Origin of the sequence: Anaerotruncus colihominis, assembly GCF_010206195.1 — a bacterium.
Taxonomy (GTDB): domain Bacteria; phylum Bacillota; class Clostridia; order Oscillospirales; family Ruminococcaceae; genus Anaerotruncus; species Anaerotruncus colihominis_A.
Map to the genome: position 1 here is coordinate 322634 of NZ_VIQT01000009.1, position 20322 is coordinate 342955.

Genomic DNA, 20322 nt, shown 5'->3' on the forward strand with positions numbered 1-20322 from the left:
ATGTTTTGTACATCGATCGTCACAGTACACGCTGCGCATGCCGTGTGACATGGCATCCCATATTGACCGCAACCGGAAGGCTCGCAATATGCGTCGGTCCCGCTTCAATATTGACCGCCAGGGCCGTCACACGGCCGCCAAATCCTTGTGGTCCGATACCAGTGCGATTGATCGCCTCGAGCATCCGATCCTCAAGCTGTGCATAAAGCGGGGCGGGATTGCGCAGCGCCGTGTCACGGCAAAGCGCCCGCTTTGCCAGCAGCGCACACCCTTCAAAATTACTACCGATTCCAACACCGACAATCATCGGCGGACAGGGATTGCTCCCCGCCTGCACGGCGATTTCAACCACAGCGCGTACCAGATCCTCCTCGTCAGCGGCCGGCGTCATCATACGGATAGCGCTCATATTTTCACTGCCGGCGCCCTTTGGGGCCACTGTGAGCGACAGGCGGTCGCCCGGCACAATGCGCAGATGCAGCACCGCAGGCGTATTGTCTCCTGTATTGATGCGGCGCAGCGGATCTCCGACAACAGAACAGCGCAGCAATCCTTCCAAATAACCGCGCCGCACGCCCTCATTGATGGCCTCTGTCAACCCCCGAACATGCACGTCCTCGCCAAGATCCGCGAACACAACAGCCATCCCTGTATCCTGACAAACCGGCAAGCACATCTCCTCGGCCATCTCATAATTGCGTACAAGGTCGACGAGTACCTCGCGTCCAAGCGACGATTCCTCCTCGCCGCAAGCATGCTGCAAGCGCGCCTTGAGGTCGCTTGGCAGTATGCGGTTCGCCTCAATGCAGAGATCGCGTACCGCCTCAACCACCGCTTCATATGCAAGCTCTCTCATCCACGCACCTTCTCCCCATTGATAAAGACCGCCTGTGGCCTTTTGCGTGTCTTGATCGGTTCCTCATCAAACAATACAATATCCGCGTCATAACCAGGCGCAATCGATCCGACACGATCGCCGATGGAACAAATTTCCGCTGCGTCAGCCGTGATCGCCCGCAGTGCCTTTTCAGGCTCCAATCCGCTGTCAGCCGCCAGTTGGGCGCTTAACAGCAGACAATGGCACGGCAGCTCCGGATGATCGGTCGCAACGGCAACCCGCACGCCCGCGTGTACAAGTGTGGCGATCCCTGCGGCGTCCGAATTTGCAAGCTCCGGCTTTGTGCGTGCGCCAAGCAGCGGTCCCGCAATCACAGACGCATCTTCACCCGCGAGCAAATCAGCGACCAAATGGCCCTCTGTACCATGCACAATCACATATCCAAAACCGAACTCCTTTGCAATACGGATGCCGGTAAAAATGTCGTCGGCACGGTGCGCGTGGATGTGCGCCTTGATCCGTCCGTCAAGCAGGGCAAGCAGCGCCTCACATTTCGCGTCGTATTCCGGTTCATCAATCTCATCATCCTGCACGGCCTCGTCGATCTCCTGCGCATAACGCCGCGCCTTTGCAAGCTGCTCCCGAATCACCGCCGCGATCCCCATACGCGTCGCAGGTCCCTGTTGCTTTTCATGGTAGCTTGTCTTTGGATTCTCTCCAAGCGCCATTTTAATTGCAAGCGGCGCACGCACAATCATATCGTCGACACGGCGGCCGCGCGTCTTTATCGCGCACACCTGTCCGGCGATGGGGTTTGCGCTGCCCGGTCCGGTTACAACCGTTGTTACGCCATAATCAAGCGCCTCGGAAAACGCGCGGTCAAACGGATTGACGGCGTCAATCCCGCGCAGATGCGGCGTCGACGGATCGGTATCCTCATTGCCGTCATCCCCCTCAAAGCCAAGACTGTCCTCCCACATGCCGATATGGCAGTGCGCATCAATGAAACCCGGGAGCGCAAACATGCCGTGCGCATCATAAAGGCAATCTGCCTTTGGAGCCTGCGCCATCTCGCCGACAGCCGCGATTTTGCCTTGTTCTATCAGGATGTATCCGTTTTCATAATCGTTACCCGTCATTGTACGGATATTTGCATTGATGATCAGCATAAATATTCCTTTCCATTGGGGCAAAAGCCGCCCATCACTTCCAGGTCCGTCCCCTCCATTTAAGCAATCCTCTGTGGCTTGCCGGGTCACAGGTTCGCAAAGCTACAAAAAAGGGCGCGAAGCGCCCTTTTTTACAGACTGGCTGCGTGCGAAATACGCCTCTCAACGCGGACGATTGCGCGCGGAACCGCGCTTCATGTCCGTATAGCGTTTCAAATCCGACATCTTATCGTCGCTGGCCTGTTTGAATTTACTCATCATGTCCTCAAACGACATGTTTTCGTTTGTGATCGGCTGGCGCCGGTCAAAACCATAGGAAACCTCGCGCGGCGCCCGGCGCTGGAACGGCCGCGCGGGGCGGTCGCCGCCCTGTCCGCGCGGGGCGCGGGGCGCGGGCTGCCTGTCCTGGGTCGGCGAAGCCGGCGCCGCCTGTTTCATTGACAGACTGACCTTTCCTTCCGGCGTAATCCCGATGATCTTTACCTTGACCATCTGGTTTATGGACAGGTAATCGGAAATCTCCTTCACGTACGACGACGCAACCTCCGAAATATGTATCATTCCGGTTTTGCCGCCAGGCAGTTCGATGAACGCGCCGAACTTTGTGATTCCGGTCACCCTGCCCTCAAGAATACTGCCAACCTCAAGCTGCATAAATTTTACGCTGCCTCCTTAAAAGTCTTATGTTTTATACAAGGCTGCAAAACAGCCCACCCAAACAGATTTTTGCACGCGCCGCCCTTTTTCAGGCACAGCCGCATCAGGTGCCTGCCGCGTCGCGGAACACACGCTCGTCCGCACGTCCCATATCCAGCTTTTCACGCGCGATCCGCGCAAGGTAACCCTTGTCGTCGCCAAGGGCGATCTGCCGCTCGATCTCCTTGTTGGCCAAACGCTGTGTCTCCGCCTGCTCCGTTATGGATGTCAATGTGCTACGCCGGCCGGCGATCTCCATCTGGAGCGACACTAAGCTGACAACCGCATAAGCGGAAAAAGCGAGCACACACAGCCGGATCATCAAGCTTTTTTTTCTTGTATGTATCTTTTTCATGAACCGGTATACTCCTGCTTTTCCTTCTCTTTTCTCTGTCCGTACCTATGCAGTCGATTTCTTAAATTATACAATATCCCGCTGTGCTTTTTCAAGGGTAAATTCGAATTTTCTGTGGGATGTTTTAGACAGTTTGCCAATTGTTTCGCAATTTTTCCTGTTAGTAATCCAAACTTTCCCATAAGACGCAGAATCGGAGATATCAGCAGCTTCCAAAAAAACGTACATACTCTTTTTACCACAGAAATAATCCCACGCGCCGCGCCTATGATTAACGCCCCAACCGTGCAGTAATACAGCGCAAAGCCGGCTGCCTCTCCAATGAGCAGAAACATGCGCAGTTGTCCTTTGTCCGCGCCGATTAAAAATAAAAATGTTGCGGTTGTACAAACAATGGAAAATGCCAGATCCTCCACAAGCACGACAGCGGGCGGCGTGCGAACCGCGATACGCACGATCCGGAATATGTCGTATAAAACGCCAAGCGCCGCGCCCAGGGCAACAGACATCAAAAATATCCAGGTCTGCCCTGCGACCGTGATCTCCATGCAATCCCCCCGCCCTGCGTTTTGTAGATGTTCAACGGAACAGCTTGCCCCATATGCCGCCGCGCGACGGCAGGTTATCCGCATAGGAAAGCGCGTCGATGCGTGTACCTTCCAGGTTCAATTCCCCGGCATCCACGTCAATACGGTTGATATGCAGCCCTTCCCCCCGGATCGCAAGTTCCCCGGTGTCGCAAAACAAAACGACCGTCTGCTCGTCGAAGCTGTCAATCTCTGTCACGCCTGTCACCGTCAGACGCTTACGGTCCTCCATCACGATGTTATGCGGCCCCACCTTCTTTTTTTCCTCGACCATCGCGTTTTACCTCCCTGTCAATATGGTTTCCCTTTATTTTTATGCACAGGGATGATTGGATATGACGCCGTGTCAAGGCTGCGAATATGCGAAAGGGTTCGCAAACCGCTTTACAGTTTGCGAACCCTCTCCAGCTTCATTTTATCAGCGCCTATCTTCCAGTGTTGCCACGCCGCTGAAGAAAGTCAAAATCTCCGCTGCGCTGACCGGCGCCATATGATTCGCATCTACACCGGCGTCATACCGCAAAATCCGATTGAATCGCTGCATTTCATTGTAATCAGCGCGGTTGTGTTGATGGCCATGCAGATGAATTGTACCCTTATAAAATCCGTTCCATTCCGCGAGCGGATAGTGAAACAACACAAAATGCGTATTCGCATAATCGATCTCCGCATAATCACGCACCCATTCAAAATACCGCGTACAGTCAAATCCGGCGCGGTCCACGAATCCGTCGTGATTGCCGCGCAGCAGATATTTTTTTCCGCAAAGCCGGGACAATACGGCCTGCGCCAGTTCCGGCCCCTTCATGGTGACATCGCCCAGGATATACACCTCATCATACGGCAAAACGCGTGCGTTCCAATTTTGGACCAATACGCGGTTCATCTCCTCGGCACTGTGAAACGGGCGGTTTACATGCCGGATAATGTTGTCGTGATAGAAATGCAGATCAGCAGTAAAGTAAACCATGCATGCCTCCCGCCTTTTATGTTTTAATCCCCAGGTCATTTTTTAAAAGGGAGGCCGGAGTCACCGCGCTCTTACCGAACCGTTCCCGAATGGCGTCGAGCGACGACTCAAGCGCCTCCTGACGGCCGGTGTCGCGCGGCGTTTCAAACAGGCTCAACTGCTCCTCGGCTCCCTCATTTGTTAGGTTGATTGCTGTAACCGACAACAGGCGGATCGGGCGCCCCACCTCCCATGAACGGCTGACAAGCTCCATCGCCGCATCGAATAAATCCTTTGCAAGATGCGTCGCATATGGCAGTTGTTTTTGACGGTCGATCGTTTTCAGCGCCGGGTCCTTGATTGCGATCTGTACACCCCGGCACCGCAACCCGTGCGCGCGCAGCCGCGACGCGACCGACTCCGCAAGCGGCATCAACCCAATGCGGATATCCTCCAGGGTGCGCAGATCGCGCTTATAGGTCAGCGAATTGCCGATAGACTTGATTTCATCCTGTTCCCCCGCCGCCTTGACCGGGTCGCGGTCGAGTCCGTGCGCATACATATACAGCATAAGCCCATGCTTGCCAAAACGGGCTTTGAGCGTCTGTTCATCAAGCGCGGCCAGATCGCCGATGGTCTTAACGCCAAGCCCTGAAAGCACGGCGGCCGTCGCCCCGCCCACATGCAGCAGATCCCGCACCGGCAGCGGATACAGGATGTCCCGATAATTCTCACGCGTAACAGCGGTCGTAGCGTCCGGTTTTTTATAGTCGCTGCCCATCTTGGCGAATACCTTGCAAAACGAAACGCCGACCGAGACGGTCAGCCCAAGCTCCGCCTTGACTGCCGCGCGGATTGCGTCGGCAATCTGGACGCCGTCTCCAAACAGGCCCTGGCTGCCCGTCACATCAAGATAGCTTTCGTCGATGCTCGCGGCCTCCACAAGATCAGTATACCGCTCATAGATCGCATTCGCTTTTTTTGAATATGCACGATACAAATCGTGGTGCGGGGGCAGCAGCAGCAAATCAGGACACTTGCGGCGCGCCTGCCAGATTGGTTCGGCCGTTTTGACGCCACACTGCTTGGCCAGCTCATTTTTGGCGAGGATGATCCCGCGTCTGCTTTCCGCATCGCCGCAGACAGCCATCGGCTTTCCGGCCGTCTCAGGATGGTACAGCGCCTCCACCGACGCATAAAATGCGTTCATATCGACATGCAGGATCACCCGATCCAATCCGGCCACCCTATGCCTCCAGCATGGCGCGCAGAGCGGCTTCATCCAGTACGGCGACGCCAAGCTCCTCGGCCCTGCGCAATTTACTGCCGGCCTCCTCGCCGGCGACAACATAATCCGTCTTTTTGGAGACGCTGCCGCTCACCTTGCCGCCGGCCGCCTCGATCATCGCCTTTGCCTCGCTGCGTGTCAGCGTTGGGAGCGTTCCGGTCAGTACGAAGGTCTTTCCCATAAACGTGTCCGCCGCCGGTGCGCTTGTGCAGACCATGTTGAGTCCCGCCGCGCGCAGCCGGTCGATCAGGGCGCGGTTTTGCTCCAACGCAAAAAAATCAGCCGTATTCTGCGCCATGATACCGCCAAAGCCGTCGATCTGCGCGATCTCCTCCGCGTCCGCAGCGAGCACGCTGTCCATCGTGCCGAACCTCTGTGCCAAAAGCTGTGCGGAACGCTGCCCGATTCCGCGGATGCCGAGCGCGTACAGCAGCCGGGCCAAATCGCGCGACTTTGACTGCTCAAGCGCTGCGATCAGGTTTTGTGCGCTGCGCTCCCCCATACGCTCCAGATCGGCAAGCTGCGCTTGCGTCAGGCTGTAGAGGTCAGCGGCCGACTTCACCAGCCCCGCCGCCAAAAGCTGATGCACGATCGCAGGGCCCATACCATCGATATCCATCGCGTCGCGGCTGGCAAAATGTGTCAGATTGCGCGCGACCTGGGCAGGACACGCCATATTGACGCACCGCAGCACAGCTTCGCCCTCCTCGCGTTCCGCTGCGCTCCCGCAGGACGGGCATATCGCCGGGATTTGATAGATGGGCGCGTCCGGCTGGTGCCTGGCCACGGAGACAACCTCCGGAATGATGTCGCCCGCCTTGCGGACGACAATCGTATCGCCGATCGCGATCCCCTTTTCATTGATAAAATCCTGATTGTGCAGCACAGCGCGGCTGACAGTCGTACCGGCCAGCGTGATCGGCTCGAAAACAGCAGTCGGCGTCAGCGCGCCCGTGCGCCCCACCTTGATTTCGATGTCGCGCAGCACAGATTCTTTCTCCTCCGGCGGATATTTGAACGCAACAGCCCACTTAGGAAATTTTGAAGTCGCGCCGAGCGCCTCGCGCTGTTCAAAATCGTCCACCTTGATGACGGCCCCATCGATATCAAACGGGAATTCGTACCGCTGCGCGCCGATACGCTCCACCTCGGCAATCGCGTCCTCGATGTTGTCAAACGCCTTGTACGAGGGGATCACCTTGAACCCGAGGCTTTTCATATAATCCAGCGACTCTTTATGACCCGACAGCGTCTTGCCTTCTATGCGCTGGATGTTAAACACAAAAATATCCAGCCCGCGCTGCGCCGTCACGCGGCTGTCCTTCTGACGCAGAGAGCCGGCGGCCGCGTTGCGCGGATTTTTAAACGGTTCCTCCTCATTTTCAAGCTGGCGCGCCACAACGTGGTCAAAGCTGGAACGCGGCATATAAACTTCCCCGCGCACCTCGATCAGCGGCAGCGCCTCCGGCAGCGTCATCGGAATGGAGCGCACCGTTTTCAAATTTTCCGACACGTCCTCACCCGTTATCCCGTCGCCGCGTGTGGAGCCACGGAAAAACACGCCGTTTTGATATTCAAGCGCGACCGAAAGTCCGTCTATCTTCGGCTCAACGATATAAACCGGCCGTTCGATCTGCTCCCGCACGCGCGCATTGAACGCCTCCAGCTCGGCTATGTCAAACACATCCTGAAGGGAACCCATCTGTACCTCATGACGCACAGGCGCAAACGTGTTGAGCGCCGCGCCGCCGACACGCCGTGTCGGCGAATGATCGCTCGCAAGCTCCGGATACGCTTCCTCCAGATCAATCAGCTCATGCAGAAGCTGGTCATATTCATAATCGCTGACGGTCGGACGATCAAGCACGTAATAGCTGTGATTATGTTTTTCAATGACCGTGCGCAGCTCCTGTACACGGCGTTTTGCCGATTCCAAGTCCTTACAATCCATTGTTTTCCTCCACCCCGGCGCTGGAGACGCCAAGAATTTCGTTGTTTATTGTACTGCAGCGGCAAGTTCAAACGGGCTTGCCTGCCGCTCAACATGCGCGGTTCGCTGTCTTACAGCGGCCGCCGGATGGCGGCCGCAAACGGCTTTGCCGTTTGCGCTACGCTTATTGTACCACATTTTCCCCAGGCAATCCACTGCTTTTCAGGGCATAATCACCAGCCTTATCAAGCAGGCCTCGGCTATCGCCTGAAATCTCTGTGAACGACTGCGGCACATCTCCGACAATCACAGTTTCCGCCACACATACCTCGGTGGACACAACCGTGTCAACGGTGTACGTCGGCATGACGGCGCTCACCGGCACCTCCACCCGCAGCATGATTTGATGCAGCGTCTGGTTGATGCCCGCTTCCTGAAACGCATTATAGAAATCCGTTTTTGCATATCCCTGTGGAATGACCTGGAATGTGACATCCGGACCGCGCCCTGAAAGGAACTGCCCTCCGAGCAGGGTGCCGATCGGTATTTGGACGCCGCTCTGTGCGTCCAGATTCAAGCGGTCGGATACAGCGTTTGTAATCTCCGCTTTCAGGCGGTTTACAGCCGTCATATCCGTTTCAAGAAAGGTAACGCGCCCCTGCGCGTCCTCCCGCACATGGATGATTGACTGGTAGTCAACACCGCCGCGTCCGATCACATCGAGCACCGCGTCATTGACAGAGCGCGTCGCGGCTAACTGCGCCTGGTAGGTAAAGACCGAGGTAATCGCTGGCCGAACGCGTCCGCCCAATAATAGCGCGCCTGCCAAAATCGCCGCCCCCGTCAGCAGCATTTTCCATGCACGCAATTTCCGTTTGCTGACACGGATTGTAATCGGCACGGGCGCCGCCCCCCTTCCATCGCTTGCATATAAATAAATGTATGTCTGACAGGCCCAAAATGTGCGTAAACAAAAAAATGCCGCCATTTTCATTGTGAAAGCGGCGGCGTTTTTCATTTATTTCTGATTGTCATTGTCGCGGGCGCGGATTTCGGTCCGGCGGATCTTTCCGGAGATCGTTTTCGGCAGCTCTGTGACAAATTCGACAATTCGCGGGTATTTATACGGTGCAGTTTGCTTCTTGACGTATGTCTGAAGTTCTTTTTTCAGCTCCTCGGACGGCTGGTATTTTTTCGTCAGGACGATCGTCGCCTTGACCACAATGCCGCGGACAGGATCAGGCGCGCCGGTGACCGCGCATTCCAGCACAGCGGGGTGCTCCATCAGCACACTCTCGATTTCAAACGGCCCAATGCGATAACCCGACGATTTGATAACATCGTCAGTACGTCCGACATACCACAGATATCCATCCTCATCCATCCATGCCGTATCGCCTGTGTGATAATAGCCGTCATGCCATGATTCAGCCGTGACCTTTGGATTGCGGTAATAACCGCTGAACAATCCAGGATGCGGTTTTTCCGTATTGATGACGATCTCACCGACTGTACCGCGCGGAACGTCGTTGCCGTCCTCATCGATCAGATGGATGTCATAAATCGGCGAGGGCTTGCCCATAGAGCCGGGCTTCGGGGTTGTTCCAACAAAGTTGGCCACCTGCATAACCGTCTCCGTCTGTCCGTACGATTCCATCAGGCGCAGGCCCGTATACTCATACCAGCGGTTATAGACCTCGGGGTTGAGCGCTTCGCCGGCTGTCGTCGAATAGCGAAGAGACGAAAGATCGTAGCCCTTCACCCCTTCCTTGATAAAGAAGCGGTAGATTGTCGGCGGCGCACAGAAGGTTGTAACATGGTATTTTTCCATCATGTGCAGCAGATCATGCGGGACAAACTTATCAAAATCATAGACAAAAATAGATGCGCATGCCAGCCATTGACCATACAGCTTGCCCCAGACAGCCTTCATCCAGCCGGTTTCCGACACCGTCAGATGTAAATCATCCTCATGAACATTGTGCCAATAGCGCGCGGTGATGATATGCGCTACTGGATACGCCATATTATGCACGACCATCTTTGGCATTCCGGTTGTACCGGATGTGAAATAAAGCAGCATCGGGTCGTTCTTGTGCGTCTGGGCGCGTTGCCAGGCGCCGTCATACTTCTCAAGTTCTTTTGTATAATCCAGCCACCCTTCGCGTGTCCCGCGAACAAGAAACTTAGCGTGAATATCAGGATATTCACGGCAGGCTTCCTCCACATATTCTGCGATATTGCATTCGCCGGAACAGATGCAGGCGGTCACACTCGCCGCTTTGAAGCGGTATATAAGATCGTGCGTCGTCAGCAAATTCGTCGCCGGCACGCCGACCGCTCCGATTTTATGCAGGGCGAGCACCGTGAACCAGAATTCATAATGGCGTTTGAGCACCAGGAGAACCATATCGCCTTTTTTAACGCCGTAATCTGTCAGCATTTGGGCGCATTTGTCAGAGTACAGCTTCATCTCACCAAATGTAAAGGTACGTTCCTCACCCGCCACATTGCACCAGACCATCGCGCGTCGATCTGGATCCAGGCGCGCAATTTCGTCCACCACGTCGTAAGCAAAATTGAAGTTATCCGCCACCACCGGTTCAAATGCACTGAGCACGCCGTTTTCATCAAATGCCTCATGGCAGAACTGTTTATAAAAGTTTTCCATTTCCATCAGTTATGCTCCCCCTTGCCTCTTTCATCCTTCATAACAACCGCCAAAAATACACACGGCTCTCCCCCGGCCGCTATCATACCATGCTTATGGCTGGAATCATAGTAAATCGCGTCGCCTGCATGCAGGTACTCCACATGTTCATCAATCTGCATTTTTAACGTGCCGCTGATAATATAATCGAACTCCTGGCCGTCATGTTCGGAAAGGTGGATCGGCTTTGACTGTTCTTCCTCAAAAAACGGCGCTGTTACCAAAAACGGCTCCGAGATCTTTCCGGAGAAGCGATATGCAAGATGATTGTAAGAAAATCCCTTGCGGCGTTTGATATCAAGTCCCTCGCCCTTTCGTACAATCGAATAGGAGGAAAGCTTTGGCGCGTCTCCGGTAATCAGTTCAATGATATCAACGCCAAACGCCTGCGCGCAATTGTAAAGAAACGTAAACGTAAAATCTCCCTGGCCCTGCTCATAAGCGACATATTCGTCAGCGGACAGACCTGTTTGCTGCGCCATTTCAGCAATCGGGATCTCCATAATTTCCCGCAGGGTTCGGATACGCTGCGCGATCTCCATAATCATTTGTTCCTGCATACTGATTCCTCCATCATAGTAGTTATAAATAAAACAACAAAAAGACCCGTCCCAAAACAGGGACGAGTCTGATTAAACAAACCCGCGGTACCACCCGGATTGCGCGTTAAGCGCCGCTTAGCAAAGCTCCAACAAGCTCCCGACAGATAACGCTGTCCAGCGGAGACGCCTACTGACTGCTGCGTTTGGCGCTCGACTCAGGGGTGATAAGCCAAAAAACCGTCTGCCGCCAGCTCGCACCAAACGCTGGCTCTCTGTGGGCAAAGCTATGTTTTTGCCGTCCCCGTCTTTGTCTTTCAGAAATATTGGCATTATCATACATCATCCAAGACGCCTTGTCAAGAAAATTTTTCACCTGCTCAGCTTGCCAGCCTGTAGGATTCGGTCAATCGCCAGCCGTTGCCCCCGTCAACCAGAGTAAGCTGCTTTTTCCCATCACTCTGTCCGTTGCGCTGTGTATCCATATTTAACCAGCTTTATCAATTCTCTCAATTTATATACTCAAGTACGTCGAGCGGACTCTCGGCAAGCGCATCAGCCCCATTCTCCAAAAGCTCTTTGCGCGTGCGGAATCCCCACAGCGCGCCGACAGCGAACAGACCGCCATTTTTAGCGGTACGCATATCAACGCCGGAATCGCCTACATAAATGCATTCGTCAGGCCGCACGCATATCTGTAAAAGGATTTCCCTTGTCAGACTTTCGTCGGGTTTTGTTGGACGCCCTTCCCGTTGCCCATGGACAACAGCAAACCGCCCGCCGAGCAGATTTGCGCACAATTGTTGTGTAAAGGCATCCGGCTTGTTAGATAGGACAGCCGCCGCAATTCCATACGCATCCAGCTTTTTAAGCAGCTCAGGCACCCCGGTATACGGAACCGTCAGATCACAGCTATGGCTGTTGTAATAAGCGTTAAATTCATCGCGCAGGCAGTGTACTTCCTCCAATGTTTCAGCAACACCGGCTGGCGTCATGCGTTCCATGAGCTTATAGACGCCGTCTCCGACAAAATAACGAAACTGCTCGGAGGTGTGTGTCGGCCACCCATGCGCTGCGCAGACATGATTGCCCGCAGCAGCCAGATCATCGATTGTATTAAGCAGCGTGCCGTCCAAATCAAAAATAACCAGCTTTGTCATTGATTTTGCCTCCGTTTCGCATCCGCTTTCTCCTGAAAACGCTTCGCGTCCACAACCACACGCGTATGAATTCCGCGCCCAATTTCCCCCATCTCGTCCTCAGCCCACACTTCAAACGAGGCGCTGCGTCCTTCTCTGCCGGTCAGGCGCGCCGACGCCGTAAAAGCCATCCCGCACGGCGTTGCAGCCGTATGCTTGATATCAACAGCGGTTCCAACGGATGTCTGCCCCGGTTCTAAAAAGCGCGCAAGCAGACCGCACGCGGCCTGTTCCATTGCAGCGATCATCATTGGTGTGGCAAGCACATCCAGATCACCGCTTCCAATGGCGGAGGCCAGATGTTCGGGGACCACCTGTATCGAGATACAATTGATTTCATCAACCATGTCAACATTTCTCCATTCTGCTTCAATTGCACGATCATTGCCTGCCAGGCGCCGAACGGTTTACCTATCCGGCTTCGCACCGACTTATGGTTGGGCGCCATGTCCGCAAAGCGGCATGGTATAATCGGCCATCGGGGCGGCAGTGGGCCGCGCCCGCGTATCGCCCTGGCCATAAAACGTATAATAACCGCTCTGCGGTTATTATACCACAGCAGCAAGCCCTTTCGGGCTTGTCTGCCGCAAAGCGGCAGCGAAACCGGCTTTGCCGGTTTTGGCTGTGGTGTAACATGCGCAGTCCGCTGCTTTGCAGCGGGTGCCGCCAGACGGCGGCTGCAAACAGCAAAGCCGTTTGCACTGCGCATATTATACCATATCCGCGAAGCGACACGGTATAATTGGCCATCGGGGCGGAAGCGGGCCGCGCCCGCATATCGCCCTGGCCATAAAACGTATAATAACCGCTCTGCGGTTATTATAGCACAAACCCCGGCCATACCGCAATGACCGCGATATAGCCGGGAACTTTTTTAGCTGAAGGTATATTGCTCATTCTGCCAGGTACAGGTGATTTTATCTCCCGCTTTGAACTTGCCATGTAGCAATTCATCCGCCAGCTTATCCTCGATATTTGATTGAATAGCGCGGCGCAGCGGACGCGCGCCATACGCGGGGTCAAAACCATCGATGGAGATGCGTTCCGCCGCCGATTCATCAAAACTGATCTCAATCTGCAAGCCTGCCAGACGTGTTTTCAGCGCGTCAAGCATATTGCTTGTAATTTTTTTAATCTCTTTCTGACCAAGCTTGTGGAAAACAATCATTTCATCAACACGATTGATAAATTCAGGTTTGAAGGATTTTTTCAGTTCCGCAAGCATTGCCTTACGAATGATCTCCTGTTGTTTATCAAAATCCTGCTCGCCTGACGAAAATCCAAGCCGGTTTTGATCGCGCAGCATCTGCGCGCCGATATTCGACGTCATGATGATAATTGTATTTTTAAAATTTACAACGCGTCCCTGTGCATCGGTCAGAACGCCGTCCTCCAAAATTTGAAGAAGCATATTGAAAAAATCGGGATGTGCTTTTTCGATTTCATCAAATAAAAGCACCGAATACGGCCGGCGCCGAATCTTTTCTGTAAGCTGTCCGCCCTCGTCATATCCAACATATCCGGGCGGTGAACCCACAAGTTTCGATACGGCGTGCCGCTCCATATATTCCGACATATCAAGCCGGATCATAGCATGCGGATCGCCGAACATGCATTTGGCCAGCGCCTTGCAAAGTTCTGTTTTGCCCACACCGGTGGGGCCAAGGAAAATAAACGATCCCAGCGGACGTGATGGATCGTGCAGCCCGACGCGTGATCTTCGGATTGCGCTTGCAACGGCATGAACTGCCTGCTCCTGTCCAACGACCATCTCATGCAGCGATTCCTCAAGGTGCAGAAGGCGTTCGCTCTGCGCCTGTGTGATACGTGTCACATCGATGCCAGTAATATTGGAGACCAGATGCGCGATATCCTCGGCACATAACCGGCGCATACCGCCGTTTTCAGTATATTCCCATTCATTCTGCGCTTTCTCAAGCTTTACCCGCAGATCGCTTTCACGGTCCCGGATGCTGGCCGCACATTCAAAATTCTGTGTGCTGATCGCCGTTTCTTTTTCCTCACGCAGCGCGCTGATGCGGCTTTCCAATTCTCGCAGATTGTTTGGAACTGTGCTGCCGTTCATCCGCACGCGCGAACACGCCTCGTCGATCAAATCGATCGCTTTATCGGGCAGACGGCGGTCGGCAATATAACGGGCCGAGAGCGATACCGCCGCGTCAATCGCTTCGTCCAAGATTCGTATTTTGTGGTGCGCCTCATATTTTTCCCGCAGGCCGTAGATGATTTGTACGGACTGTTCCTCTGTCGGTTCCTCAACCAAAACACTCTGGAACCGGCGTTCGAGCGCACCGTCCTTCTCAATAAATTTGCGGTATTCGTCGAGCGTCGTCGCGCCCACCAGCTGGAACTCACCGCGCGCAAGCTGCGGCTTGAGAATGTTGGCAGCGTCGACGGCGCCCTCCGCCGCGCCCGTCCCGATGATCGTATGCAGCTCGTCGATGAACAGAATAATATTACCTGCCGCGATAACCTCGTCGATGGTATTTTTAATCCGTTCTTCAAAATCGCCGCGATATTTTGTACCCGCAACCATACAGGTCAGATCAAGCGCGATAAACCGTTTGTCACGTAGCTGCGACGGCACGTCACGTTCAATAATCCGTCGCGCAATCCCTTCCGCGATCGCGGTCTTGCCGACACCCGGCTCACCGATCAGACAGGGATTATTTTTTGTACGGCGCGTTAAAATCTGTAAAACACGTTCTACTTCTTTTTCGCGTCCGATCACTGGATCTATTTTCCCCTGACGCGCCATCTCTGTGAGATCACGACCGTATTTCTCAATAAGCGGCGTACGCGGTATTGTTTTAGGTCTGGGCGGTGCAGCCCGCCGGGCGCCAAGTAAATCAGCTCCGCAGGTCTGCGCAAAATCACCGATCTGTTTGGCGACCATTTCCGGATCAACATTGAGCTGTTTTAAAAACCGAACGCCGTAGCTCTCATTTTCCTTGAGTAAATTCATCAGAATATGCTCTGTACCCGCCAGAGGGGTGCCGCCCATGCGCGCCTGCATAAGGGATAGCTCTAAAATTCGTTTACAGCGCGGGGTGATATCAGACGGCGTCAATACCGAGCGGATCCCTTTTCCAACCGTCTTAACCAGCAATTCACGCACCTTTTCCGCGCTGACATCGCTCTTTTGCATCATTGTGAACGCCACGCCGCTTCCCTCCGAGAGCAGGCCCAGCAAAAGATGTTCGCTGCCGATATATGTGTGCCCGAGGGCCGACGCCTCGTCAATCGCACAATTGATCGCGGCATTTGCTTTCGGTGTAAAACCGTTAAATTTAAACAATGTATCACCCCAAATTATCTTTATGCGCTTTCCAATGATAATATTGTCAGAAGTCAGCCGCGATATGCGCGCCATCACAAGGAACCGAAGTTGGGCCAGCGACATAGTATGGGATGAAATCACTCTTAGGAGGTCATTCTTTATGGGATGCAATAACAACTTTGGCGGCAACTACTTCTGGATCATTATCCTCATCATCATCATCTTCGGATGGGGTTGGGGCGGCAGCGGCTTCGGCTGGGGCGGTAACAACAACAACTGCTGCGGCAACAACAACTGCTGCGGCAATGACTGTGGCTGTTGCAATGACTGCGGCTGCGGTTGCGGCTGCAACAATGGCTGCTGCTGATCAATCCGGCTGAATGCCAAAAACGGCGGGGATGCAATCGCATCCCCGCCGTTTTTTATATGGTTCACAGACATCTCCAAAGGCAAAACGCCGCCTCCTTCTCCCAACCGCTCAGAACCTCTTGGGAACCTCGCCGCTCAAGTCCTCACGCTCACGCCGGCGGCGCCAGGCGCGCGTGGTATTAATACCGATCGATGTAAGCAGCGCCGCGGCCATCACACCGGGCATCAACCACTTGCTGTACTGCACATCTGTGGACAGAAGCTCTGTCCATGCGGCGTCGACGGCAAGATTCATTTCCGCCGGCAAATCGATCCAAAATTCTGTCTTTGCTATTACCTCGTCCGATGGATATGCAATCGGATTATTGCGTACATCCTCTGGCAGGAGCGCAAGCGACGCGTCGTTTGGCGAACTGTATCCAATGTATTCCGCATTGGCCGCGCCAACCTCCGCCTCCAGCAGAAAGTTGATAAACATTTCAGCGCATTCCTTTTCCTTCGAACCTTTGGGGATCACCACCGCGTCGACAAAACGGTTTGTCCCTTCTTCAGGGACAAAGTAGCCGAGCTCCTCGTTGTCAGCCATCATCGTAATCGCATCGCCGGCATAATATGGAGCGATCGCAGCTTCGCCGCCGATCATCTTATCGAAAATTTCATCCATGACATACGCCTGAACCAGCATCTTCTGATCCTTGAGCAGCTCCGTTGCTTCCCGCAACTGCTGCTCATTTTCAGGGTTCATTGGATATCCCAGGCGCTTAAGCGCAATGCCGAAATCATCGCGGGGGTTGGCAAACATCAAAATATCGCCCATATATTTTTGATTCCACAACAAGTCCCAGCTACCGATATCCTCCTCGTCAACCATAGCTTTATTGTAGATTACACCGACCGTTCCCCAGGTATATGGGACCGAGTATTCGTTTGTCGGATCAAAAATCGGATTGAGGAAGCTCTCTGAAATGTTCTTTAAATTTGGAATATTGTCAAAATCAAGCTTTTCAAGCATCCCCTCCCGAATCATCCGGGCGACCATATAATCGCTTGGAATCAGGATATCATAGCTGGCTCCTCCGTTGCGTAAGCGGGCATACACCTCCTCGTTCGTCGAAAACGTAGTGTAATTGACCTTAATGCCGGTCAGCGCCTCAAATTCGGCGATTACATCCACGCTCCCTTCCGAACCATCGGAAATATATTCACCCCAGTTGTGGACGTTCAAAGAACGCCCCTCCCCCTGGAACCGGGTGTAGTAACTTTCATCTTCTGCGGAAACCTCAGCCAAAGCGGACACGGACATAAAAGACGCAAGCAGCACTGCAAGCAGAAACGCACTTAATCTTTTCATACGCGCGCCCTCGCTTGCACACGGTTTTCACGCTCACGGCGCGCATCGTTGAGATTAACGGCCAACAGCACAATCAAAACGACAACAAAAATGATTGTCGACAACGCGTTGATCTCCGGGCTGACTTTGCGCCGCGTCATTGAAAAAATTGTGATCGGCAGCGTTTGCGATGTCGGACCTGTGACAAAATAGCTGATGATAAAGTCGTCAAGCGAATACGTAACCGCCATCAAAAATCCTGCCAGAATGCCAGGCATAATCTCTGGAATAACCACCTTGAAAAACGCCTGCATAGGGCTGCACCCAAGATCTTGCGCCGCTTCATATACCGACACGTCCATCTGCCGCAATTTGGGCATGACGTTTAAAATTACATACGGGATGTTAAACGTAATATGTGCAAGCACGAGCGTTACAAAGCCAAATTCCAATTGAAGGCCGGCGTTTTTGACAAATACAAACAGCAGCATCAGCGAGACGCCGGTTACAATTTCAGGATTGATCACCGGCATATAAGTCACGTTCATGACAACACTGCGGGACAGCCGTCCCATATTGCGGATACCGATCGCAGCAAGCGTACCAATTACAGTCGCCAGCACCGACGAAATCAGCGCGACCACAAGCGTATTGATCAAAGACTGAATGATCGCTTCATTTGTAAACAACCGTTGATACCACGAAAGCGTGAAGCCCGTCCAGGCGCCGCGGGACTTTGACTTGTTAAAGGAAAAGACGATCAACACCAGAATCGGCGCATACAGAAATGCCATCACAATGGCGACATATGTTTTACGCAGCCATTTCATTTGAGCAAATCCCCCTTCTCCTCATCTCCGAACTGGTTTGTAATGCTCATACAAAGCAGGATCAACACCATCAAGACGAGCGCGATCGCAGCGCCGAGGTTCGGGTTGTATGCATTTCCTAAAAACTGCAAATCAATCAGGTCGCCGATCAGCAGATTCCCGCCTCCGCCAAGCATCCGGGAAATAATGAAGGTAGAAACCGAGGGTACGAACACCATGATAATCCCGGTCGAAATGCCCGGTACCGTCATTGGAATCAGCACGCGCGTCAGGATCTTATATGTGTTCGCGCCCAGATCCTGTGCGGCTTCAATTACACTGTCCGGAATTTTTGTCATTACGGAATAAAGCGGCAGGATCATAAAAGGCAGATAATTATAGACCATGCCAAGCACAACCGCCCCCTGTGTATTGATCATCTCAAACGGTCCCATCCCAAAATGTCCAAGCAGCCGGTTGATCAGGCCGTTTTTTTCCAGAATCGTCATCCACGCATAGGTACGCAGCAAAAAGTTCATCCACATCGGCAGCATAATCAGCATAATCATTGTACGCTGTCCGTTGCCGCTGTGACGCGAAATAATGAACGCCAACGGATAGGCGATCAGCAAACAGATCACCGTTGCGATGAATGCAAGCCATATGGAACGCACCAATACAGGCGTATATTCGCCGACCTGCGAAATGTAATCGATGGTAAATGTCCCTTCCGGCGTTGTCACCGCATAGTATGCGACAAGCGCGAGCGGGACAACGATAAAAATCGCCATCCAAATCAGATATGGGAACGCAGTCGCCTTCGATTTCATCATTCCACCTCCATTTTGTGCATGATGTGGATATCGAAGGGGGCAACCTCCATTCCGATGAAGGCACCCGGCTGCTCGCTGCGTGTCGAATGGATCATCCATTTATATCCGTGCGCGTCAACGATCATCTCAAAGTGGACGCCCTTGAAAATCACCGATTCAACAACACCGGAGATCGGCGCGTCCTGCGGCTCGATGATTTTGATATCCTCCGGCCGGATGACAACGTCGACGCGTTCAAGCGTGCCAAATCCGCTGTCAACACAGTCAAACTTGCGTCCGGCGAACTCAACCAGGCAATCCTTATGCATGACGCCGTCAATGATGTTGCTTTCGCCGATGAAGTCGGCGACAAACGCATTTTTCGGTTCATTATAAATATCCTGGGGCGTACCCACCTGAAGGATGTCGCCGTCATTCATGACGACAACCGTATCCGACATGGTAAGAGCTTCTTCCTGGTCGTGCGTCACATAAATAAAGGTGATCTCAAGCGCCTGCTGCATACGTTTGAGCTCAATCTGCATCTCCTTGCGCAGCTTGAGATCAAGCGCGCCGAGCGGCTCGTCCAGCAAAAGCACCCTTGGATGGTTGACCAGGGCGCGCGCAATCGCAACGCGCTGTTGCTGGCCGCCTGACAGTTGATTAACATTGCGCCGGTCATAGCCTGCCAGGTTGACAAGTTCAAGCATTTCATGCACACGGTTTTTCCGCTCATTCTCAGGCAGCTTTTTGATTTTTAGCCCGAACTCCACGTTTTCAAAAACATTCAGATGCGGGAACAGCGCATATCGCTGAAACACCGTGTTGACATGCCGTTTGTGCGGCGGCACATCGTTGATACGTACACCGTCAAAAAAAACGTCACCCGACTTCGGGCTGACGAAACCGCCAATTGTCCTAAGCGTTGTGGTTTTTCCACAGCCGGACGGCCCGAGCAGAGTAACGAATTCTTTGTCACGGATGTCGAGATCAAGTCCGACGAGGATGGGGTCGCCATCGAAGTCAACGGAAATGTCTCTGAGGCTTACAATGTTGTTTTCTTTCATTTATGCATCCCCCTTTGCGGAATTTAGACCGTCTTTACGGCCCCCGATGATTTCTTACCGCTTACCCGCAAAAGGTTTTTTCTAATCGCAGCGCGCTTTTTATACGCGCCCGTTATTAGGCGGTAAATTGTCATCGATTTTATGCAGATGCAAAAACTGCAAGAATCAATATATCATATTACTGTAAAAAGTCAAGCTATTTTTCGCGATTTTTAAGCTTATGACGTTAAATTTCTTTATTTTATAATTTATATTTTTAATATTCTCTGTTTTACTCCAAAATTCTCAAAAAATCTTTTTTATACTGACGCAGAATGGATATGAATCGGAATCTGTAAAGCAATGGTTTTTAACTCTGACGAACTTGTAAAGCG

At 53.2% G+C, this 20322-nt stretch carries 20 protein-coding genes; 1 reads left to right on the top strand and 19 read right to left on the bottom strand.

Translation table 11 applies throughout. The features are described 5' to 3' along the window. Positions 1–19 precede the first annotated feature (19 nt). The 15 genes from FMM72_RS05700 to FMM72_RS05770 all read right to left on the bottom strand — a co-directional run bounded on the left by FMM72_RS05700 (position 20) and on the right by FMM72_RS05770 (position 15579). Positions 20–856, bottom strand: a complete 837-nt coding sequence (locus tag FMM72_RS05700; RefSeq protein WP_162220833.1) for a fumarate hydratase — start codon at positions 854–856, stop codon at positions 20–22. After that, the gene (locus FMM72_RS05705; protein ID WP_160208568.1) at positions 853–2007 is read right to left on the bottom strand and encodes an amidohydrolase; all 1155 of its coding nucleotides are present in this window, start codon (positions 2005–2007) and stop codon (positions 853–855) included. The genes FMM72_RS05700 and FMM72_RS05705 overlap by 4 nt, the downstream gene beginning before the upstream one ends. A 162-nt stretch (positions 2008–2169) precedes the next feature. Further along, on the bottom strand, positions 2170–2661 hold the full coding sequence (locus FMM72_RS05710; RefSeq protein WP_160208566.1) for a S1 RNA-binding domain-containing protein: 492 nt from the start codon (positions 2659–2661) through the stop codon (positions 2170–2172). Between the two features lie 106 nt (positions 2662–2767). After that, entirely contained in the window at positions 2768–3058 is a 291-nt protein-coding gene (locus FMM72_RS05715; RefSeq protein ID WP_160208564.1) for an FtsB family cell division protein, read from the bottom strand. Next, positions 3055–3690, bottom strand: a complete 636-nt coding sequence (yabQ, locus tag FMM72_RS05720; RefSeq protein WP_347561238.1) for a spore cortex biosynthesis protein YabQ — start codon at positions 3688–3690, stop codon at positions 3055–3057. Before yabQ ends, FMM72_RS05715 begins: the two co-directional genes overlap by 4 nt. After that, positions 3638–3919 (bottom strand): YabP/YqfC family sporulation protein, encoded by a 282-nt coding sequence (locus tag FMM72_RS05725; protein ID WP_160208558.1) that lies wholly within the window; start codon positions 3917–3919, stop codon positions 3638–3640. Before FMM72_RS05725 ends, yabQ begins: the two co-directional genes overlap by 53 nt. Positions 3920–4063: 144 nt before the next feature. Continuing rightward, positions 4064–4615 carry a metallophosphoesterase gene (locus FMM72_RS05730; protein ID WP_160208556.1) on the bottom strand — a complete coding sequence of 184 codons (552 nt, stop codon included), beginning with the start codon at positions 4613–4615 and terminating at the stop codon, positions 4064–4066. A gap of 16 nt (positions 4616–4631) precedes the next feature. Then, a complete protein-coding gene (gene dinB, locus FMM72_RS05735) occupies positions 4632–5831 on the bottom strand; it encodes a DNA polymerase IV (protein WP_162221063.1) in 1200 nt (399 codons plus the stop codon). A gap of 10 nt (positions 5832–5841) precedes the next feature. Next, positions 5842–7833, bottom strand: coding sequence for an NAD-dependent DNA ligase LigA (gene ligA / locus FMM72_RS05740; RefSeq protein ID WP_162220834.1), 1992 nt, complete (start codon positions 7831–7833; stop codon positions 5842–5844). Between the two features lie 163 nt (positions 7834–7996). Then, positions 7997–8713, bottom strand: a complete 717-nt coding sequence (gene yunB, locus FMM72_RS05745; RefSeq protein WP_162220835.1) for a sporulation protein YunB — start codon at positions 8711–8713, stop codon at positions 7997–7999. Between the two features lie 117 nt (positions 8714–8830). After that, entirely contained in the window at positions 8831–10489 is a 1659-nt protein-coding gene (locus tag FMM72_RS05750) for an AMP-binding protein (RefSeq protein WP_180322888.1), read from the bottom strand. Then, positions 10489–11082 carry a helix-turn-helix domain-containing protein gene (locus tag FMM72_RS05755; RefSeq protein ID WP_160208548.1) on the bottom strand — a complete coding sequence of 198 codons (594 nt, stop codon included), beginning with the start codon at positions 11080–11082 and terminating at the stop codon, positions 10489–10491. The genes FMM72_RS05750 and FMM72_RS05755 overlap by 1 nt, the downstream gene beginning before the upstream one ends. A 488-nt stretch (positions 11083–11570) precedes the next feature. Next, entirely contained in the window at positions 11571–12221 is a 651-nt protein-coding gene (locus FMM72_RS05760) for an HAD family hydrolase (protein WP_160208545.1), read from the bottom strand. Next, positions 12218–12607 (bottom strand): thioesterase family protein, encoded by a 390-nt coding sequence (locus FMM72_RS05765; RefSeq protein WP_160208542.1) that lies wholly within the window; start codon positions 12605–12607, stop codon positions 12218–12220. Before FMM72_RS05765 ends, FMM72_RS05760 begins: the two co-directional genes overlap by 4 nt. 527 nt (positions 12608–13134) lie before the next feature. Next, a complete protein-coding gene (locus FMM72_RS05770) occupies positions 13135–15579 on the bottom strand; it encodes an ATP-dependent Clp protease ATP-binding subunit (RefSeq protein ID WP_160208540.1) in 2445 nt (814 codons plus the stop codon). Between the two features lie 142 nt (positions 15580–15721). Here FMM72_RS05770 and FMM72_RS05775 point away from each other — a divergent pair, with 142 nt between their 5' ends. Beyond that, the gene (locus FMM72_RS05775) at positions 15722–15928 is read left to right on the top strand and encodes a hypothetical protein (protein ID WP_160208538.1); all 207 of its coding nucleotides are present in this window, start codon (positions 15722–15724) and stop codon (positions 15926–15928) included. A gap of 111 nt (positions 15929–16039) precedes the next feature. Here the strand turns inward: FMM72_RS05775 and FMM72_RS05780 are convergent, their stop codons facing one another. The 4 genes from FMM72_RS05780 to FMM72_RS05795 are packed head-to-tail and all read right to left on the bottom strand — an operon-like array spanning position 16040 to position 19948. Then, positions 16040–17281 (bottom strand): ABC transporter substrate-binding protein, encoded by a 1242-nt coding sequence (locus FMM72_RS05780; RefSeq protein ID WP_162220836.1) that lies wholly within the window; start codon positions 17279–17281, stop codon positions 16040–16042. Then, positions 17278–18090, bottom strand: a complete 813-nt coding sequence (locus tag FMM72_RS05785; protein WP_162220837.1) for an ABC transporter permease — start codon at positions 18088–18090, stop codon at positions 17278–17280. The genes FMM72_RS05780 and FMM72_RS05785 overlap by 4 nt, the downstream gene beginning before the upstream one ends. Next, positions 18087–18902 carry an ABC transporter permease gene (locus tag FMM72_RS05790; protein ID WP_369883089.1) on the bottom strand — a complete coding sequence of 272 codons (816 nt, stop codon included), beginning with the start codon at positions 18900–18902 and terminating at the stop codon, positions 18087–18089. The genes FMM72_RS05785 and FMM72_RS05790 overlap by 4 nt, the downstream gene beginning before the upstream one ends. After that, positions 18899–19948 carry an ABC transporter ATP-binding protein gene (locus FMM72_RS05795; RefSeq protein WP_006875405.1) on the bottom strand — a complete coding sequence of 350 codons (1050 nt, stop codon included), beginning with the start codon at positions 19946–19948 and terminating at the stop codon, positions 18899–18901. Before FMM72_RS05795 ends, FMM72_RS05790 begins: the two co-directional genes overlap by 4 nt. Between the last annotated feature and the right edge of the window lie 374 nt (positions 19949–20322).

What these genes read in the sequence shown, in the direction of transcription:
- FMM72_RS05760 (WP_160208545.1), bottom strand. Translation starts at nt 12,221, where the DNA reads ATGACAAAGCTGGTTATTTTTGATTTGGACGGCACGCTGCTTAATACA.
- FMM72_RS05725 (WP_160208558.1), bottom strand. Translation starts at nt 3,919, where the DNA reads ATGGTCGAGGAAAAAAAGAAGGTGGGGCCGCATAACATCGTGATGGAG.
- FMM72_RS05790 (WP_369883089.1), bottom strand. Translation starts at nt 18,902, where the DNA reads ATGATGAAATCGAAGGCGACTGCGTTCCCATATCTGATTTGGATGGCG.
- FMM72_RS05785 (WP_162220837.1), bottom strand. Translation starts at nt 18,090, where the DNA reads ATGAAATGGCTGCGTAAAACATATGTCGCCATTGTGATGGCATTTCTG.
- FMM72_RS05705 (WP_160208568.1), bottom strand. Translation starts at nt 2,007, where the DNA reads ATGCTGATCATCAATGCAAATATCCGTACAATGACGGGTAACGATTAT.
- FMM72_RS05715 (WP_160208564.1), bottom strand. Translation starts at nt 3,058, where the DNA reads ATGAAAAAGATACATACAAGAAAAAAAAGCTTGATGATCCGGCTGTGT.
- FMM72_RS05765 (WP_160208542.1), bottom strand. Translation starts at nt 12,607, where the DNA reads ATGGTTGATGAAATCAATTGTATCTCGATACAGGTGGTCCCCGAACAT.
- yabQ (WP_347561238.1), bottom strand. Translation starts at nt 3,690, where the DNA reads ATGCGGATAACCTGCCGTCGCGCGGCGGCATATGGGGCAAGCTGTTCC.
- FMM72_RS05730 (WP_160208556.1), bottom strand. Translation starts at nt 4,615, where the DNA reads ATGGTTTACTTTACTGCTGATCTGCATTTCTATCACGACAACATTATC.
- FMM72_RS05755 (WP_160208548.1), bottom strand. Translation starts at nt 11,082, where the DNA reads ATGCAGGAACAAATGATTATGGAGATCGCGCAGCGTATCCGAACCCTG.
- FMM72_RS05780 (WP_162220836.1), bottom strand. Translation starts at nt 17,281, where the DNA reads ATGAAAAGATTAAGTGCGTTTCTGCTTGCAGTGCTGCTTGCGTCTTTT.
- FMM72_RS05795 (WP_006875405.1), bottom strand. Translation starts at nt 19,948, where the DNA reads ATGAAAGAAAACAACATTGTAAGCCTCAGAGACATTTCCGTTGACTTC.
- FMM72_RS05700 (WP_162220833.1), bottom strand. Translation starts at nt 856, where the DNA reads ATGAGAGAGCTTGCATATGAAGCGGTGGTTGAGGCGGTACGCGATCTC.
- FMM72_RS05775 (WP_160208538.1), top strand. Translation starts at nt 15,722, where the DNA reads ATGGGATGCAATAACAACTTTGGCGGCAACTACTTCTGGATCATTATC.
- ligA (WP_162220834.1), bottom strand. Translation starts at nt 7,833, where the DNA reads ATGGATTGTAAGGACTTGGAATCGGCAAAACGCCGTGTACAGGAGCTG.
- FMM72_RS05710 (WP_160208566.1), bottom strand. Translation starts at nt 2,661, where the DNA reads ATGCAGCTTGAGGTTGGCAGTATTCTTGAGGGCAGGGTGACCGGAATC.
- FMM72_RS05750 (WP_180322888.1), bottom strand. Translation starts at nt 10,489, where the DNA reads ATGGAAATGGAAAACTTTTATAAACAGTTCTGCCATGAGGCATTTGAT.